The organism is Streptomyces sp. NPDC102278 (assembly GCF_044766345.1).
In the GTDB taxonomy this organism is placed as follows: domain Bacteria; phylum Actinomycetota; class Actinomycetes; order Streptomycetales; family Streptomycetaceae; genus Streptomyces.
Map to the genome: position 1 here is coordinate 107,521 of NZ_JBIWLV010000014.1, position 17,939 is coordinate 125,459.

A 17,939-nucleotide genomic window follows, 5' to 3' on the forward strand; every position below is an offset into this window, starting at 1 on the left:
GGAGAGGGATCGGCTGCCGCGATGGCATTCAATCACTTACCGGCAGGCGCGCACGACGCCTTGGGTCCATTGTCCCGCACGCCGGTGACACACTCGGTTCCAATGGCCAATACTCACCGTCCCGGTCGGCCCACGGCAGCCGCGGACTCTCGACCCACCCCGAGCACGGTCCTGGACCGGCTGGCACGGGGGCCTTCTCGAGCTGCGCGCATCACCCATACGGAGCACTTGCCCCCTCGGGCGGGTCGTCATGCGGTCTGGCCCGACCGCATCCGAACTGATGTCGTGGCCGCCATCCAGGCCGCCGGAATCGAACATCCGTGGGAACACCAGGCCGCGGCGGTCGAGCACGCCCTGGACGGCACGTCCGTGGTCGTGGCCACCGGCACCGCCTCGGGCAAGTCGCTGGCCTACCTGGCCCCCGTGCTGTCCGCCCTCGCGGACGGCGCCGAGGCACCCAACGGCCGGGGGTCGACCGCCCTGTACCTGGCCCCCACCAAGGCCCTGGCGGCCGACCAGCGGCGCGCCGTACGGGAACTGGCGAGCCCGCTGGGCAACGCGATCCGGCCCGCCGTCTACGACGGGGACACGCCCGTCGAGGAACGCGAGTGGGTGCGCCAGTACGCGAACTACGTGCTCACCAATCCCGACATGCTGCACCGCGGGATCCTGCCCGCCCACCCGCGCTGGTCCTCGTTCCTGAAGGCGCTGCGCTACGTGGTGATCGACGAGTGCCACACCTACCGGGGCGTATTCGGCTCGCACGTGGCCCAGGTGCTGCGCCGGCTGCGGCGCCTGTGCGCCCGCTACGGCTCGGAACCCGTCTTCCTGCTGGCCTCCGCCACCTCCAGCGACCCGGCGACCTCCGCGTCCCGGCTGACCGGCCTGAAGGTCGTGGAGGTGGCCGACGACGCCTCCCCGCGCGGCGAGGTGGTCTTCGCCCTGTGGGAGCCCCCGCTGACCGACATGAAGGGCGAGAAGGGCGCTCCGGTGCGCCGAACGGCCACCGCCGAGACCGCCGACCTGCTGACCGACCTGGTGGTCCAGGGGGTCCGCACTGTGGCCTTCGTGCGGTCCCGGCGCGGCGCCGAGCTGATCGCCGTGATCGCCCAGGAGCGGCTCGCCGAGGTGGACCGGTCGTTGCCGCGGCGGGTGGCCGCGTACCGGGGCGGGTACCTGCCCGAGGAGCGGCGCGCCCTGGAGCGGGCCCTGCACTCCGGGCAACTGCTGGGGCTGGCCGCCACCACCGCCCTGGAACTCGGCGTGGACGTGTCCGGCCTGGACGCGGTGCTGATCACGGGCTATCCGGGCACGCGGGCCTCGCTGTGGCAGCAGGCCGGGCGGGCCGGGCGCTCGGGGCAGGGCGCCCTGGCCGTGCTGGTGGCTCGTGACGACCCGCTGGACACCTACCTGGTCCACCACCCCGAGGCGCTGTTCCGGCAGCCCGTGGAGGCCACCGTGCTGGATCCGGACAACCCGTACGTGCTGGCCCCGCACCTGTGCGCGGCGGCCGCCGAGCTCCCGCTGACCGAGGCGGACCTGGATCTCTTCGGCCCGGCGGCGTCCGGGCTGCTCCCGCAGTTGGAGGCGGCGAAGCTGTTGCGCCGCCGGGCCACGGCCTGGCACTGGACCCGACGGGAACGCGCCTCGGACCTGACGGACATCCGGGGAGGCGGTGGCCGTCCCGTACAGATCGTGGAGGCGGCGACCGGCCGGCTGCTCGGCACCGTCGACGAATCGGCCTCCCACACCGCCGTCCACGACGGGGCCGTCCATCTCCACCAGGGCCGCACCTACCTGGTGAAGCACCTCGACCTGGAGGACTCGGTCGCGCTGGTGGAACAGGCCGATCCGCCGTTCTCCACCACCGCGCGCGACACCACGTCCATCGCGGTGCTGGAGACCGAGAGCGAGATCCCGTGGGGGCAGGGCCGGCTCTGCTTCGGTTCCGTCGAAGTCACCAACCAGGTCGTCTCCTACCTGCGACGCAAGCTGATCACCGGCGAGGTGCTCGGCGAGGCCAAGCTGGACCTGCCGCCGCGCACCCTGCGCACGCGGGCCGTCTGGTGGACGGTCACGGAGGATCAGCTCGACGAGGCGCGGATCAATCCGGAGATCCTCGGCGGCGCCCTGCACGCCGCCGAACACGCCTCCATCGGCCTGCTCCCGCTGTTCGCCACCTGCGACCGCTGGGACATCGGCGGGGTTTCCGTCCCGCTGCATCCCGACACCCTGTTGCCGACGGTATTCGTCTACGACGGCCACCCCGGCGGCGCCGGGTTCGCGGAACGCGCCTTCCACACGGCCCGCGCGTGGCTGACGGCCACCCGCGACGCCATCGCGGCCTGCGAATGCGAGGCGGGCTGCCCGTCCTGCATCCAGTCGCCCAAGTGCGGCAACGGCAACGACCCCCTCCACAAACGTGGCGCCATCCGCCTCCTGACCCGACTGCTCGCCGACGCCCCGGAGGGCTGAGCCGGCCCGCCCCGCCCGCTGCCCGGCGAACCAAGCTCACCGAGGGAGCCGCCGGCGGGGTGGGCGGGCCGCTGCGGCCCGTCGGCGGCGCGGAGGCGTATCACGCCCCCTGCCGGGCAGATCGCCACACCCGGGCCCCGGTGCCCCCGAAAATCCGACGGGGCCCGATGGGCCGAACGGGTGTCGCACGCCCCTGTGCCGCCGCCCCAGGGCCCGCCACGGGGCCAGCACGACCCCACCCCGCAGACCTTGCCCACCCCGAACCGGTCGGTACGGCACCCCGGCAGCCGCCGGCGTGGTGCCCCCGGCAGGACCGGCGCACCGGCACGGCTCACGGGGCGGGCCCTCGGCTCGGCCGGGGGCCCGGCTCGGCCGGGCTCATGGCTCGGCCAGGCTCATGGCTCGGCCGGGCTCACGGGCCGGGCCGGCTCACGTCTCGGCCCCCCTCTCGGCTCGGCCCGGCTGACGGCCGGGGAGGGCTCACGGCCGGGGAGGGCGGGAGCGGCGGACCCGCGCGGGACCCGAGCGCGGGGGCGAAGGGGCCGGTCGGGGCACGCGCCACGACCTCGGCGACCTCGCCCTGAACCTCGCAGGAGGTCAGGGTCGCGCCCTGTGCCCGTGCCACCCGCACCGCCGTCGCACAGGCGGCTTCGGGGCCGTGCGCCCAGGTCGCCGCCGCCGCGAGGGCCGCCAGGTCCGCGGCGGCCGCCGCCCGGTGCCTCGCCACGACGGCCTGACCGAGCAGCAGGACTCCCCCGAACACCGCCCCCAGCACCGTCGTCACCAGCGCCGCCCACACGGTGGCGGAGCCCCGGTCCCGGCTCACGGCGGCGGCCCCACGCTGTCCTCCGCCAAGGCCACCGCCTGGGCGCCGAGCCGTACCGGCAACCCGCCCGGTCCGGGCGCCGGCGCCGCCACCCGGACCCGCCACAGATCCCCCACCCGCTCCAGCTCCACCTCCGCTCCCCGCGGGGCGGCGGCCCCGGCCGCCGCCACCACGATCTCCGCCGGCTCCGAGCGGGCCGCGGCCCGAGCCCCGGCCCGGGCCGCGTCCACGCACCGGATCTGCGCGGCCGCCGCCATCAGCGCCCACACCAGCAGCGCCGCGAACAACACCAGCGCCGGGATCACCAGAGCCGCCTCCGCCGTCACATATCCCCGGTCGCCCTTTCCGCCCGGGTTTCCCTCAGAACGGCACATCGAGCGCCTTCCCGATGGTCGACTGAAGAGCCGTCGACACCACGTCGCTCGTGACCACCTTGTACAGAACGGCAGCGAACGCACACGCCGCGATCGTGCCCATGGCGTATTCCGAAGTGGACATCCCGGCATCGCGACCACGACCAACGAGCGCGGACCGCACTCGAAACCAGATGATCCTCATGACAACCTCCTGTTTGATTTCCTCTTGATGTGATTTCAGGTTTTGATTTCAAGTGCCTCCGAGAAGGCCGGACGCCATCCCAATCACCACTGGAGCCACACCCACCACAAGAAATGCCGGGAGGAAGCACAGCCCCACGGGTGCGGTGATCAGTACGGCGGCCCGCTGCGCTCGGGTCGTGGCCTGTCGAGCCCGGTCCGCCCTGAGAGCCGACGCCAGACGGGAGACCGGTTCGGCGGCCGGGGCCCCCGTACGGGCGGCCCGTTCCAGGCACTCCGCCAGCGACCGGGCGCCCGGTAGCTCCGCCAACCTCCCCCACCCCGCGCCCGGTTCTCCGCCGAGCCGCAGCTCCGCACCGGCCAGCGCCAGCCGTTCGCCCACCGGGCCGCCCAGCGACTCCCCGACCACCTCGGCCGCCTCCACCGGACCGGCGCCGGCTGCCAGACAGGCCGCCAACAGATCTGCCGCAAAGGGCAATTGACGCTCCGTTTCGCGGGAATCCCATCCGACCGACGGTCCGACCCGCGACCGCAGGCGCCACACCCCGAACGCCGCTCCGCACCCGACGAGGACGCCCGTGACGCCGCCGACCAGCACCCAGCCCGCCAACAGAGCGCCGGCCGGCCACGACCAGGTGATGACCCGAGCCCGTGCCAGGGGCCCGAACGGCGGCCCGCGCCGAACCGCCCGCACCCTCAGCAGCGCTCCGATCCGCCGCCGGGTCGCCCTTCGCCGCATGCCTGACGCGACCGCCGATCCCATGCACAGCACCGCCACCGCGAGGCACGACGCCATCCCCAGCCTGTGGACCCACGCCCCACCCATCACCGCTCCCCCGCCCGTACGATCCGCCGGCACCACAACATCCCCAGCGCCTCCAGCACCGCGCCCGCCACCAGGCAGCCCCACCCCACCGGGGTGTGCAGCAGCACCGCGAGCGGGTCCGCCCCGAGGCCGGTACCGATCACCAGCCCCACCAGGGGCAACAGCGCCAACACCACTGCCGTCGAACGGGCCCCGGCCAACTGGGCCCGCAGTGACTCCTGCCGGTCCCGTTCCGCCCGCAACGCCCCTTCCAATCGGTCCAGACCGGCCGCCAGACCGGCGCCCCCGTCCACGGAGACCCGCCAGCAGGCCGCCATCCCGGCCAGTCCCTCCGCTCCCGGCTGCCGCGAGGCCTCGCGCAGCGCCGCGACCACATCGCCACCGAACGCCGCGGCGGCCAACACGCCGGCTTCCACCGCGCCCAGACCGTCTGCGCCCGATGTCGTCCGCCTCAATGCCGCGCCCAGGGCCTGGCCGGGCTGCGCGCCCGCCCTCAGCTCCCCCACCGTGACCCCGCACAGCGCCACCACATCGGCGGCCCGTGCGCCCCGGGCGCGTTCCTGATCCCGGCTCCTCAACCACTTGCGCACGAACGGCACCGAGACCGCCCCCAGCACCAACGGAACCACCGAACCGCCGAGCAACGACACCAATGCCCCGACCCCGACGCCGGACCACTCCCGCCATCGCGCGGCCCGTACCCGCACCGCGATCAACAGCCGTTCCCCACGAGCGGGCCCGATCGGCACCACCGTGGCGCCGCCGACCGGCAACAACCGCGCCCGCCGGGACAACTGATCACCGCCGGCCAGCATCCAGGCGGCGGCGCCTGCGCACAGCACCCCGGCGAGCACCGGCACGGACCCTGCCGCTCCGACCGTCCCGGCGCTCATCGGAGGACCTCCAGCAGCGGACCGAGCCGGGCCCAGCCCCGTTCCCGCACGAATCCCCGCGCGGACCAGCGCAACGCGGGAACCGTCACCACCAGCCCGACCGGGTCCCGTTCGAGGACGTGCACCTCGGCCACCCGACGCCGCCCGGCCCGATCCCGAACCAGGTGGACCACCAGGGTCAACGCGGCTGCCAGCTGGCTGTGCAGAGCTGCGCGATCGAGCCCCGCGGTCGTACCGAGCGCCTCCAACCGAGCCGGGACATGGGCTGCCGCGTTGGCATGGACCGTGCCGCAGCCACCTTCGTGGCCCGTATTCAGGGCGGCCAGCAGATCCGCCACCTCCGGGCCGCGCACTTCCCCGACCACCAGCCGATCGGGGCGCATCCTCAACGCCTGCCGGACCAGGTCCGCCAAGGTGACGAGGCCCGCTCCCTCCTGGTTGGCCGGCCGTGTCTCCAGCCGCACCACATGCGGATGGTCGGGGCGCAGCTCGGCCGAGTCCTCGGCCAGCACGATCCGTTCAGTCGGTCCGACCAGCCCCAACAGGGCGCTCAGCAGGGTGGTCTTGCCCGTCCCGGTGCCCCCGGAGACGAGGAACGAGAGTCGGGCCTCGACCATCGCCCGGAGCAGTTCGTGTCCGCCCGGCGGCAGGGTCCCCGCAGCCACCAGCTCATCGAGCGTGAAGGCCTTCGGCCGTACGACCCGAAGTGACAGGCAGGCGGATCCGACGGCCACCGGTGGCAGCACGGCGTGCAATCGGGTGCCGTCCGGCATCCGGGCGTCCACCCAGGGCCGGGCGTCGTCCAGGCGCCGCCCCGCGACGGCGGCCAGTCGTTGCGCGAGCCTGCGCACCGCGGCGGCGTCGGCGAAGGTCACCCCGGTGAGTTCCAGTCCGCCTCCGCGGTCCACCCATACCCGGTCGGGCGCGGCCACCAGTACATCGGTGACCTCCGGGTCCGCGAGCAATGCCTCCAGCGGTCCGGCGCCGACCAGTTCGGACCGTAACTCGGCCGCCGCACCGAGCACTTCGGCGTCGCCGAGCAGCCGACCCTGGGCCCGCAGGGCCGCCGCGACCCTGGCCGGGGTCGGCTCCGCACCGCTCTCAGCGAGCCGTTGCCGCACCGCGTCCAGGAGCAGCGCGCTCATGCCGGCACCCCCTGGGCGGAGCCGAGTGCCCGCCGCCAGAACCCGTCGCAGAACTTGGCCAGCGCGCCCCGCCCCCGGGACCCCGGCGGTTCTCCCTCGGCCACGCGTCCCGGCAGCCCCACCTCCACCGGCACCTCGCCGGCCAGCGGGGCTCCGAGCAGCCGGGCCACGGCTTCGGCGTCGAGTCCCTCGGGGCAGCGGCCGCGGACGACCACGCGGACGTCGCGGGCGACCATCCGCACCCCTGCCGCCACCCGCCCGGCGGCGGCCAGGGCCCTCAACTCCCCGGGCACCACCATCAGTACGAGGTCCAACTGGGCCAGCACCTCGGCCACGGCCTCGTCCACCCGCCGGGGAAGGTCGACGACGACCACGCCGCCGCGGCGGCGGGCAGCGGCGACCACCGAGCGCATCGCGGCGGGCGGCACGACCACGCGGTCCCCGCGGTCCCAGCTGAGTACGCGAAGCGCGTGCAGTTCGGGCAGGGATTCCTCCAGTGCGCCGGCCCCGACGCGGCCCCGCGAAGCCGCGAAGTCGGGCCAGCGCAACCCTTCGGCGCCCTCGCCCCCGAGCAGTACGTCCATGCCCCCGCCGAGGGGGTCACCGTCGATGAGGATGGTGCGTTCGCCGGCGCGCGCGGCCCGCACGGCGAGCGCGCAGGCCAGGGTGGACGCGCCGGCGCCACCGCTGCCCCCGATCACGCCGACCGCGAGGGCGGGTCGTCCGGCGCCTTCCACCACGTCGGCGATGCGGTCGACGAGTCGGTTCTCGGCGTCGGGGAGCCTCAGTACCTCCTCGGCGCCGATCTCCAACGCCCGCTGCCACACCAGCGGGTCGTCCAGATCTCGGCCGACGAGGAAGACCGCGTCCCGGCGGGGTGCGCCTCGGACCCGGCGCGCCGCGTCGTCCCCGACGAGCACGAGCGGGGCGGAGTCCCAACCGATGCTCCCGGGCACCGATGCGCGGAGGTCCGCGTTCTCCCCGCCGGCCTCCCCCCGGGCCCCCGATCCGCCGGTCTCACCCGGCTCGGGCACCGCGTGGTGCACGTGGGGCTCGGCGCCGGCGGCGGCGCACAGCCGCAGCAGGTCGTCGAGCAACAGGGGGTCCTCGGTGATGATCAGCGGCCGGCCACCACCGGGCACGGCCTCCCCCGCTCGCGTGGACGGGCTTCCCCCGCCGAACACCTCGGACTCCGGTGCTTCACACGACTTCGATCCAGCCACGATCTCCGCCCCTTCTCACTGCGAATCCACACACCGCGTACTTCGCGGCTGGAATCACCGTGCAGGGATCAGGAAAATGAAGTGGATCTTGCTCCGAAACTGTGGACAAGAAGACCCCTGTGAATAACTCCGCCACCCCATCGTGTGAGTTCAGAACGCGGCGGAACCACTACACACAGTCACGAGTTCAAGGAGATGAAGGCCTTCGCGATGGAAGGCCGCCGAAGAGGAGGGGCCGGGGAAATGGTCACCACGGGCCGTAAGCAAGGGACGCAAACCGCGTCCGGACATGCGACGACCCCCGCCGGGGGGGAGAGCGGGGGTCGTCCCCACGGTCCGACTCGGGGGGGGAGGAGCCAGACCGGGTTAGCACGGTCGCGAACGATCCGTGACTTCCATGGTGTACCCGAGAGCCCTCTCAGGCAAACCCACGCGCCACACCTTACGCCGAATGGTGGGCGCATATGCTCGGGGCGTGGAAAATCAGCCCTTGCCGCACTCCTCGCCTCGCACCGCTGCCTTCTTCGACCTGGACAAGACGGTCATTGCGAAGTCGAGCACTCTGACGTTCAGCAAGTCCTTCTATCAAGGTGGCCTGATCAACCGGCGGGCCGTGCTGCGCACCGCTTACACCCAGTTCTTCTTCCTGGTCGGCGGCGCCGACCACGATCAGATGGAGCGGATGCGGGAGTATCTGTCCGCCCTCTGCAAGGGGTGGAACGTCCAGCAGGTGCGCGAGATCGTCGCCGAAGCGCTGCACGACCTCATCGACCCGATCATCTACGACGAGGCCGCGTCCCTCATCGAGGCCCACCACACGGCCGGTCGTGACGTGGTGATCGTGTCGACCTCGGGCGCGGAAGTGGTCGAGCCGATCGGCGAGATGCTCGGCGCGGACCGCGTCGTGGCCACTCGGATGGTCGTCGGTGAGGACGGTTGCTTCACCGGCGAGATCGACTACTACGCCTACGGGCCGACGAAGGCGGAGGCCGTACGCGAGCTCGCCGAGTCGGAGGGGTACGAGCTGGCGCGGTGCTACGCCTACAGCGACTCGATCACCGACGTGCCGATGCTGGAGGCGGTGGGACACCCCCACGCCGTCAATCCCGACCGGGCGTTGCGGCGCGAGGCGGTCGCGCGGGAGTGGCCGGTGCTGGTGTTCAACAGGCCCGTGCGGCTCAAGCAGCGGCTGCCCGGGTCCATGACCTCCCGACCGGCCCTGGTGGCCGCGGCGGCGGTCGGCGCGGCAGCGGCCACGGCCGGGCTCGTCTGGTACGCGAGCCGGCGCCGCGCGGGTGCCTCCGCCGGCTAGTCGTGTAGTCCATGCGCGCGAGGCTTCACGTACGTGGAGTCGGAACGTACGTGGAGTCGGACGGCCCCGTCGAACGTGGAACTACTGCCGCCGGCGGATATCGGATGTCCGGATCGTCCCGGCTCGCCCGGGAAAGTAAAGAAGTGGAGCCAGGGGTTTCGCTTGTCTCTGAAGCGGAGTACAAAGGAGTCAACGGCCCGCGAGACCAAAGAACATCCGAGAGGATCATCTTTAAAACGCAGTAAGGCCCACGGACCGAAGCATGAACGCCGAGCACCCACGCGACGTCGACCCGTCGATTACGGGCCAGCCGCACCAGGTGACGGGCAAAGTTCCCGACCTGATGGGCATACATTCGAGGACGCTTGGTAACTGGGCGCGAGTGCCAGCGGCGACACCAAGGCAAGACGGTGTCGCCGCAACCCATGCTCAGGGCACGTCCCGCCGTTCACCGCGGCCCGACGGTCAGGCCGCGCCGCGCTGGAGCGCCTCGCACACCGCCATGGATTCGCGGGAACCCAGTTCGATCGCCCGGCCGCAGTGCGCGATCCAGGTGGCCATGCCCGCCGCGGTCCCGGAAACGTACCCCTCGAAGGCCGCGACATAAGCCTCCGCGCCCTGCTCCGCGTGGCCGACCTCGGCCGGGCAGATGGCCTTCGGGTCGAGCCCGCTGTTGATCAGCACGATCCGTTCGGCCGCTCGTGCGACCAGACCGTTGTAGGTCCCGAAGGGGCGCAGGGCCAGCAGTTCGCCGTGCACCACCGATGCCGTGATCAACGCCGGGGCGGCGCCTCCCGCGATGATCAGCCGGGACAGCCCTTCCAGCCGGCCCGCGACCTCCTCGGCGCCGGGGAGCGGCAGATCGATCAGCGGCTCGTCCACCGGTTCGCCCGCCAGGCGCGGCCGCCCCACCGTGTCGCCCTCCACCGCCGGCGGTGCGGACGGATCCGGAGCCGCGGGCGTCGAACCCGACGCGACCAGGTGCAGACGCGCGAGGACACGCATCGGCGACTGCCGCCAGATGCTCAGGAGCTGACCGGCCTCGGCCGTCAGGCGAAGGGCGGCGCCCACCGCCCGCGCCTGCGCCTCCGAGCCGAAGTCCGTCCGGCGGCGCACCTCTTCCAGCGCCCAGTCGGCGCCGGACAGCGCCGCGCTCCCGCGGGCGCCGCGCAGCGCCGCCTCCGAGGCGATCTCCCCGCTGCGACGACGCATCACCCGGTGTCCGTAGACCCGGTCCACGGCCTTGCGTACGGAATCCACGGAATCGGAGACACCCGGCAGCCCGGCCAGTGGGGCCAGCGGGTCAGCAGCGCTACTCATAAGTAGGGAGCCTACGCACTGCGCACGCATAGCACCGACCCCTCCTTGGAGTGGTCTTCTTCACTCAGGTAGACCACTGAGCGCTATCGACCCGCTACGCTTGGTGAACATGAAGATCGCTTTCGTGGGAAAGGGCGGCAGCGGTAAGACCACGCTGTCCTCCCTCTTCATCCGCCACCTCGCCGCAAACGAAGCCCCCGTCGTCGCGGTGGACGCCGACATCAACCAGCACCTCGGCGTCGCCCTCGGGCTCGGCGAGGACGAGGCCGCCGAGCTGCCCGCCCTGGGCGCGCACCTGCCGCTCATCAAGGACTACCTGCGCGGATCGAACCCGCGCATCGCATCCGCCGATGCCATGATCAAGACCACTCCGCCCGGGACCGGCTCGCGCCTGCTGCGGGTCACCGAGGACAACCCGGTGTACGAGGCGTGCGCGCGCACGCTGTTGCTCGACGGGGAGCCCGTCCGCCTGATGGCCACCGGGCCGTTCACCGAGGCGGACCTGGGCGTGGCCTGCTACCACTCCAAGGTCGGGGCGGTCGAACTCTGCCTCAACCACCTGGTCGACGGCCCGGACGAGTACGTGGTGGTCGACATGACCGCCGGTTCGGACTCCTTCGCCTCGGGGATGTTCACCCGCTTCGACATGACGTTCCTGGTGGCCGAACCGACCCGCAAGGGCGTCTCCGTCTACCGCCAGTACAAGGAGTACGCCCGGGACTTCGGGATCGCCCTCAAGGTGATCGGAAACAAGGTGCAGGGGCCGGAGGACATCGAGTTCCTCCAGGACGAGGTCGGCGACGACCTGCTGGTCACCGTCGGGCACTCGGACTGGGTGCGGTCGATGGAGAAGGGGCTCCCGGCGCGGTTCGAGCTGCTGGAGGCGACCAACCGGCTCGCGTTGCAGGCGCTCCAGAACGCCGCCGAGGATTCGTACGCCGGCCGCGACTGGGCCCGGTACACGGAGCAGATGGTCCACTTCCACCTGCGGAACGCCGAGAGCTGGGGGAACGCGAAGACCGGGGTCGACCTGGCGGAACAGGTCGACCCCGATTTCGTCCTCCGCGAAACCCCGAGCGCGGAGGTGGTCAGCCCTCGTCCGACCCCGACTCGGCCGGCTCCGCAGCCGGCTTGACCCCGGCCGGGGAACCGGGGGCGGCCAGCGCTGCCGGCGGCCCCGCGGTGAGGAACTTGTTCCAGCCGTCCTTCGGCGTCTCACCGACATCGAGGCCGCGCATCCATGCCAGGACCTTCGGGTCCTGGGCGTCCAGCCAGTCGGCCAGCTCGCGGAACGGCACGCAGCGGACCTCCTTTTGGGTGCACATGGACTTGATGGAGTCCTCGACGGCCTTCATGTAGGTGCCGCCGTTCCAGGACTCGAAGTGGTTGCCGATGATCAGCGGCGCCCGGTTGCCCTGGTAGACCCGGTCGAAGGCCTTCTGCAGGCCGTCGCGCATCTGCTCGCCCCAGTAGGCGTGCTGCGAGGGGTCTCCCTGGGTGGTCGTCCCGGACTGGTTGACCATGTAGTTGTAGTCCATGCTCAAGGTGTCGAAGGCGCGCCCCGGCATGGGCACCAGTTGCAGCGGGAGGTCCCAGAGGCCGTCGGTCTTCTTGGGCCAGATCTGCTTGCTGATGCCGCTGGAGTCGTAGCGGAAGCCCATGTCCTTGGCGGCCAGCATGAAGTTCTTCTGGCCTTCGAGGCAGGGGGTGCGGGCGCCGATCAACTCCTTGTCGTAGTCGAACGGGAGCGGCTCCAGGCCCTTCAGGGCCGGGGTGTTCGTCTTCCAGTTCTTGACGAAGGACTTGGCCTGGGTGATCTCGCTCTTCCACTCCTCGACGGACCAGGTGCCGACGCCGCCCTCGGGGCCGCAGAAGTGGCCGTTGAAGTGGGTGCCGATCTCGTTGCCCTCCTGCCAGGCCGCGCGGATCTGGGTGGCGGTGTCCTTGATGCCCTGGAGGTCGCCGAAGCCGATGTCGGAGCGGCCCGGGGAGTGCTGTGGAGCGGTGTAGAGCGAGGCCTTCTCCTCCGGGAGCATGTACACGCCGCTGAGGAAGTAGGTCATCCGGGCGTTGTACTCCTTGCCGACCTCACGGAAGTGCGAGAAGAGCTTCTGGCTGTCCTCGCCCGCGCCGTCCCACGAGAAGACGACGAACTGCGGGGGCTTCTCACCGGGCTTCATCCGCTGCGGCTTCACGACATTCGGCTGGAGGCCGGTGTACGCGGTCGAGCCGTCGCCGATGAGCCGCTTCACACTGCCCGGAGCCTCCGGTGCGGCGGCGCCCTTCTTGGCGTTCTGGCCACCGGGCGCGGGCTTGGCGGGCTCCGAGGAGCACCCGGCAACGCCCAGGACCAAGGCCGTGGCGACCAGGCCGCCGGCGATCTTCTTCGTGGCGGCGATCATCCGCACACCTCTCCCTCGCAGTTCCATCGCAGGACTTCCGCGCCGCAACGTCCCATGCGGTCAGGTTTTAGGAAGGTGTGACAAGCCGGACAAAATGTTTAATCACTCCTGGGGGCTAATTCCTAGGCCATTTACTCCTATTTCCCCCCACCTCTCTTTACTCTCCATTACCGTTCATTTACCGAGTGTTGAGACTCCCGCCGCTTCATCCCTCCCCAGAGGAGACGGGAACCCATGACAGCCACCCACGAAGGCGCCACCGAAAACTCCGCGGGCACCGCCCTTTCCATCCCTCCGTCCGCCCCACCACCCGTTTCCGTCAAGAGCTTCCCGGCGGACCTCTCCGCCTCCATCGCCGTCTTCCTGATCGCCCTGCCGCTCTCCCTGGGCATCGCCCTGGCCACGGGCGCCCCGCTGCAGGCGGGGCTGGTGGCCGCGGCCGTCGGGGGAATCGTGGCCGGACGGCTCGGTGGGGCCCCGCTCCAGGTCAGCGGCCCCGCCGCCGGCCTCACGGTGGTCACCGCCGAGCTGATCCAGCGCTACGGGTGGCGTACCACCTGCGCCATCACCGTGCTCGCCGGCTGCTGCCAACTCGGGCTCGCCTTCCTGCGTACGGCCCGGTCGGCGCTGATGGTGAGCCCGGCGATCGTGCACGGCATGCTCGCCGGCATCGGCGTGACCATCGCGCTGGCCCAACTGCACATCGTCCTCGGCGGCACCCCGCAGAGCTCCGCCGTGGCCAACGTCCGAGGTCTACCGGGCCAGTTGGCCGACCTCCATCCGGTCGCGCTGGGCATCAGCGCGCTCACCCTGGTCGTACTGCTCGGTTGGACGCGGGTGCCGGGCCGGATCGGTCGGAACCTGCGCAGGATTCCGGCCGCGCTCGCGGCCGTCGCCACGGCCACCGCGTTCGCCACCCTGGCCGGGCTCAGCCTGCCCCGGGTGGACCTGCCGTCCTGGCGCAGCCACGCACTGCCCGAGCTGCCCGAGGGGCCGGTCCTCGGCCTCATCGCCGCGGTGCTGACCATCACGCTGGTCGGCAGCGTGGAGTCCCTGCTGTCCGCGGTCGCCACCGACAAGCTGATCGCCTCCGAGCGGAGCACCGACAACCGTCCGCCGCGCGTCGACCTCAACCGTGAACTGCGCGGACAGGGCGCGGCGAACATCGTCTCCGGAGCGCTGGGCGGGCTGCCCGTCACGGGCGTGGCCGTCCGTAGCGTCGCCAATGTCAAATCCGGCGCCACCAGCCGCAACTCCTCGATGATGCACGGGCTCTGGGTGTTGATCGCGGCGGCGCTGCTCGTCCCGGTCCTCGACCTGATCCCGCTCGCCGCGCTGGCCGCCCTGGTGATGGCGGTGGGCGTGCAGATGGTCAGCATCACGCACCTGCGGACCGTCACCCGACACCGTGAAGTCCTCGTCTACGCGACGACGATCGTGGCCGTGGTGCTCGGTGGGGTCCTGGAGGGGGTCGCCGTCGGCGTGGCGGTGGCCGTCGCCCTGGCCCTGCACCGTCTCGCACGGACCCGGATCACGGTGGAGGAGCTCGACGGGGTCCACCGCGTGTGGGCGCGCGGCCAGTTGACCTTCCTCGCGGTGCCCCGGCTGAGCCGGGTGCTGAACCAGATCCCGCACGACCGCCCCGCGGTGATCGAGCTGGACGGCTCCTTCATGGACCACGCGGCCTACGAGACCCTGCACGACTGGCAGGACTCCCATCGGGCGCACGGCGCTTCGGCGGAGATCACCGGCCGCTCCACCAACCGGACCCCCGAAACCGACCGCAGCATGGCCTACCGCGGCACGGCCGACCGGGGCAAGGGCCCCGGCACGGGCCAGCGCGGCACCCACCAGTGCTGCCGGCCCTGGACCCCCTGGCAGAACCACTGCGACCACCAGGCCGACGTCGGCTCCGGCGATTTCGCCGACACCGACGACCGTACGATCCCCGGCGCGTCCACTGCCGGTTCCACCGCCGGGCCCCGGCGGCGCGGAGCGGGCCGACTGGCCAACGGCATCAGCGCCTTCCAGCGGGACACCGCGCCCCATGTCCGTGACGAACTGGCCCGGCTGGCGCGCGAGGGGCAGCGCCCCACGCAGCTCTTCCTCACCTGCGCCGACTCCCGGCTGGTGACCAGCATGATCACGGCCAGCGGTCCCGGAGACCTGTTCACGGTCCGCAATGTCGGGAACCTCGTGCCGTTGCCGGGCGCCGAGTCCACGGACGACTCGGTCGCGGCGGCCATCGAGTACGCCGTGGACGTGCTCCAGGTGGACAGCATCACGGTCTGTGGCCACTCGGGCTGCGGGGCCATGCAGGCCCTGCTGAACTCCCACCCGGGCACCCCGATGACCCCGCTTCGCCGCTGGCTGCGGCACGGCCTGCCCAGTCTGGAGCGGATGTCCAGCCGTCATCACGCCTGGGCCAGGATCGCGGGGCGGCTCCCGGCCGACGCCGTGGAACAGTTGTGCCTGACCAATGTGGTGCAGCAGTTGGAGCATCTGCGGGCGCACGAATCGGTCGCCCGCCGGCTCGCCGAGGGCACGCTGGAGCTGCACGGCATGTACTTCCACGTGGGCGAGGCACAGGCGTATCTGCTCTCGGAGGGCGAGGACTTCTTCGACTGTCGGGTCTTCGACAGGGTCGGTCAGCGCGCCTGAACCTCCCGCGCGCCCCGGCCCGGATCACGTACCCGGCTGAACCGATACCCTCCGATATCCGTGCCACGAAGTGGGCCCCTTCTCGCACCCTGCGGCGAGGAGGGGCCACTTGCACGTGGGTCCGGCCGTGATATAGGTCTAAACCAATTTCCGGCTACCCCTTGTCACCCGGGCCGCCGACTGATGAGCTATGCCCGGGGACACAACGGACACCCTGGGAAAGGGAGATGTCGTGAGCAATGAAAGCCTGGCCAATCTGCTCAAAGAGGAGCGGCGGTTCGCACCGCCCGCCGATCTGGCCGCCGCCGCCAATGTGACCGAGGCTGCGTATGCACAGGCCGATGCGGACCGGCTGGGCTTCTGGGCCGAGCAGGCCCGGCGGCTGACCTGGGACACCGAGCCGACCGAGACGTTGGACTGGAGCAATCCGCCCTTCGCGAAGTGGTTCGCGGACGGCAAGCTGAACGTCGCGTACAACTGCGTGGACCGGCACGTCGAGGCCGGCAACGGTGACCGCGTCGCCCTCCACTTCGAGGGTGAACCCGGTGACAGCCGGTCGATCACCTACGCCCAGCTCAAGGACGAGGTCTCCAAGGCCGCCAACGCCCTGACCGAGCTGGGTGTCGTCGCCGGCGACCGCGTCGCCGTCTACCTTCCGATGATCCCCGAGGCCGTCGTCGCGATGCTCGCGTGCGCCCGCGTCGGCGCCGCGCACTCGGTGGTCTTCGGCGGTTTCTCCGCCGACGCCGTCGCCTCCCGCATCCAGGACGCCGACGCCAAGCTGGTGATCACCGCCGACGGCGGCTACCGCCGCGGCAAGCCCAGCGCGCTCAAGCCCGCCATCGACGAGGCCGTCGGCAAGTGTCCGCAGGTCAAGCACGTCCTCGTGGTGCAGCGCACCGGCCAGGACACCGCCTTCACCGAGGGCCGCGACGTCTGGTGGCACGAGATCGTCGGGCGGCAGTCCGCCGAGCACACCCCGCAGGCCTTCGACGCCGAGCACCCGCTGTTCATCCTCTACACCTCGGGGACCACGGGTAAGCCGAAGGGCATCCTGCACACCTCGGGCGGCTACCTGACGCAGGCCGCCTACACCCACCACGCGGTGTTCGACCTGAAGCCGGAGAGCGACGTCTACTGGTGCACCGCCGACATCGGCTGGGTCACCGGGCACTCGTACATCGTCTACGGGCCGCTCGCCAACGGCGCCACCCAGGTCATGTACGAGGGCACCCCCGACACCCCGCACCAGGGCCGGTTCTGGGAGGTCGTGCAGAAGTACGGCGTCACGATCCTCTACACGGCGCCCACCGCGATCCGCACGTTCATGAAGTGGGGCGACGACATCCCCGCGAAGTTCGACCTCTCCAGCCTGCGGGTGCTCGGCTCGGTCGGCGAGCCGATCAACCCCGAGGCATGGATCTGGTACCGCAAGCACATCGGCGGCGACCGCTGCCCGATCGTGGACACCTGGTGGCAGACCGAGACCGGCGCCATGATGATCTCGCCGCTGCCGGGCGTCACCTCGACCAAGCCCGGTTCGGCCCAGCGCGCGCTGCCCGGCATCTCCGCCACCGTCGTGGACGACGAGGCGAACGAGGTCCCGAACGGCGGGGGCGGCTACCTCGTGCTCACCGAGCCGTGGCCGTCGATGCTGCGCACCATCTGGGGTGACGACCAGCGCTTCATCGACACGTACTGGTCGCGCTTCGCGGGCAAGTACTTCGCGGGCGACGGCGCCAAGAAGGACGACGACGGCGACATCTGGCTGCTCGGCCGGGTGGACGACGTGATGCTGGTGTCCGGCCACAACATCTCGACGACCGAGGTCGAGTCCGCGCTGGTCTCGCACCCCTCCGTCGCCGAGGCGGCGGTGGTCGGCGCGAACGACGAGACCACCGGCCAGGCCATCGTGGCCTTCGTCATCCTGCGCGGGAGCGCCTCGGAGACGGAGACCCTGGTCGCCGAGCTGCGCCATCACGTGGGCGCCACTCTGGGCCCGATCGCCAAGCCGAAGCGGATCCTGCCGGTGCAGGAACTGCCGAAGACCCGTTCGGGCAAGATCATGCGCCGTCTGCTGCGCGACGTGGCGGAGAACCGGGCGGTCGGTGACGTCACCACGCTCGCGGACTCCTCGGTCATGGACCTGATCCAGAGCAAGCTGCCCGCAGCGGGCAGCGAGGACTGAGCCGGCCGCACGACACGGCGGAAAGGGGCATTCGGCGCGCCGCGCCGGATGCCCCTTTCGCACTTAAAGTGATGATCAACGGAAGATCGTCGCATATGACCTTGCGTACCG

Annotated in this window: 14 protein-coding genes; 5 read left to right on the plus strand and 9 right to left on the minus strand. The window is 71.5% G+C overall.

The window, feature by feature from the left end:
• The first annotated feature begins 21 nt into the window (after window positions 1-21).
• Window positions 22-2,475 (plus strand): DEAD/DEAH box helicase, encoded by a 2,454-nt coding sequence (locus ACIRO3_RS28440; RefSeq protein WP_404141543.1) that lies wholly within the window; start codon window positions 22-24, stop codon window positions 2,473-2,475.
• Window positions 2,476-2,887: 412 nt separating this feature from the next.
• Here the strand turns inward: ACIRO3_RS28440 and ACIRO3_RS28445 are convergent, their stop codons facing one another.
• The 7 genes from ACIRO3_RS28445 to ssd form a co-directional block, all read right to left on the minus strand.
• Window positions 2,888-3,301 carry an Rv3654c family TadE-like protein gene (locus ACIRO3_RS28445; protein ID WP_404141544.1) on the minus strand — a complete coding sequence of 138 codons (414 nt, stop codon included), beginning with the start codon at window positions 3,299-3,301 and terminating at the stop codon, window positions 2,888-2,890.
• Complete coding sequence (locus ACIRO3_RS28450; protein ID WP_365998235.1) at window positions 3,298-3,675, minus strand: TadE family type IV pilus minor pilin; 378 nt, start codon at window positions 3,673-3,675, stop codon at window positions 3,298-3,300. The genes ACIRO3_RS28445 and ACIRO3_RS28450 overlap by 4 nt, the downstream gene beginning before the upstream one ends.
• On the minus strand, window positions 3,662-3,859 hold the full coding sequence (locus ACIRO3_RS28455) for a DUF4244 domain-containing protein (RefSeq protein ID WP_361770087.1): 198 nt from the start codon (window positions 3,857-3,859) through the stop codon (window positions 3,662-3,664). The genes ACIRO3_RS28450 and ACIRO3_RS28455 overlap by 14 nt, the downstream gene beginning before the upstream one ends.
• A 48-nt stretch (window positions 3,860-3,907) precedes the next feature.
• A complete protein-coding gene (locus ACIRO3_RS28460) occupies window positions 3,908-4,336 on the minus strand; it encodes a type II secretion system F family protein (protein ID WP_404141546.1) in 429 nt (142 codons plus the stop codon).
• A 347-nt stretch (window positions 4,337-4,683) separates the two neighbouring features.
• Complete coding sequence (locus ACIRO3_RS28465) at window positions 4,684-5,577, minus strand: type II secretion system F family protein (RefSeq protein ID WP_404141548.1); 894 nt, start codon at window positions 5,575-5,577, stop codon at window positions 4,684-4,686.
• Window positions 5,574-6,722, minus strand: a complete 1,149-nt coding sequence (locus ACIRO3_RS28470; protein WP_404141550.1) for a TadA family conjugal transfer-associated ATPase — start codon at window positions 6,720-6,722, stop codon at window positions 5,574-5,576. The genes ACIRO3_RS28465 and ACIRO3_RS28470 overlap by 4 nt, the downstream gene beginning before the upstream one ends.
• A complete protein-coding gene (gene ssd, locus ACIRO3_RS28475; RefSeq protein ID WP_404141636.1) occupies window positions 6,719-7,906 on the minus strand; it encodes a septum site-determining protein Ssd in 1,188 nt (395 codons plus the stop codon). Before ssd ends, ACIRO3_RS28470 begins: the two co-directional genes overlap by 4 nt.
• 490 nt (window positions 7,907-8,396) lie before the next feature.
• On the opposite strand from ssd, the gene ACIRO3_RS28480 reads away from it, so the two are divergent.
• Entirely contained in the window at window positions 8,397-9,257 is an 861-nt protein-coding gene (locus ACIRO3_RS28480) for an HAD family hydrolase (protein ID WP_404141552.1), read from the plus strand.
• Between the two features lie 465 nt (window positions 9,258-9,722).
• Here the strand turns inward: ACIRO3_RS28480 and ACIRO3_RS28485 are convergent, their stop codons facing one another.
• Window positions 9,723-10,577, minus strand: a complete 855-nt coding sequence (locus ACIRO3_RS28485; protein ID WP_404141553.1) for an oxidoreductase — start codon at window positions 10,575-10,577, stop codon at window positions 9,723-9,725.
• A gap of 109 nt (window positions 10,578-10,686) precedes the next feature.
• Here ACIRO3_RS28485 and ACIRO3_RS28490 point away from each other — a divergent pair, with 109 nt between their 5' ends.
• Window positions 10,687-11,712, plus strand: coding sequence for an ATP-binding protein (locus ACIRO3_RS28490; protein WP_365998297.1), 1,026 nt, complete (start codon window positions 10,687-10,689; stop codon window positions 11,710-11,712).
• Here ACIRO3_RS28490 and ACIRO3_RS28495 read toward each other — a convergent pair.
• A complete protein-coding gene (locus ACIRO3_RS28495; RefSeq protein WP_404141555.1) occupies window positions 11,666-12,979 on the minus strand; it encodes a hypothetical protein in 1,314 nt (437 codons plus the stop codon). The genes ACIRO3_RS28490 and ACIRO3_RS28495 overlap by 47 nt on opposite strands.
• Window positions 12,980-13,213: 234 nt before the next feature.
• On the opposite strand from ACIRO3_RS28495, the gene ACIRO3_RS28500 reads away from it, so the two are divergent.
• On the plus strand, window positions 13,214-15,640 hold the full coding sequence (locus tag ACIRO3_RS28500; protein WP_404141557.1) for a SulP family inorganic anion transporter: 2,427 nt from the start codon (window positions 13,214-13,216) through the stop codon (window positions 15,638-15,640).
• A gap of 190 nt (window positions 15,641-15,830) precedes the next feature.
• Entirely contained in the window at window positions 15,831-17,828 is a 1,998-nt protein-coding gene (gene acs / locus ACIRO3_RS28505; RefSeq protein ID WP_361770114.1) for an acetate--CoA ligase, read from the plus strand.
• The last annotated feature ends 111 nt before the right edge of the window (window positions 17,829-17,939 follow it).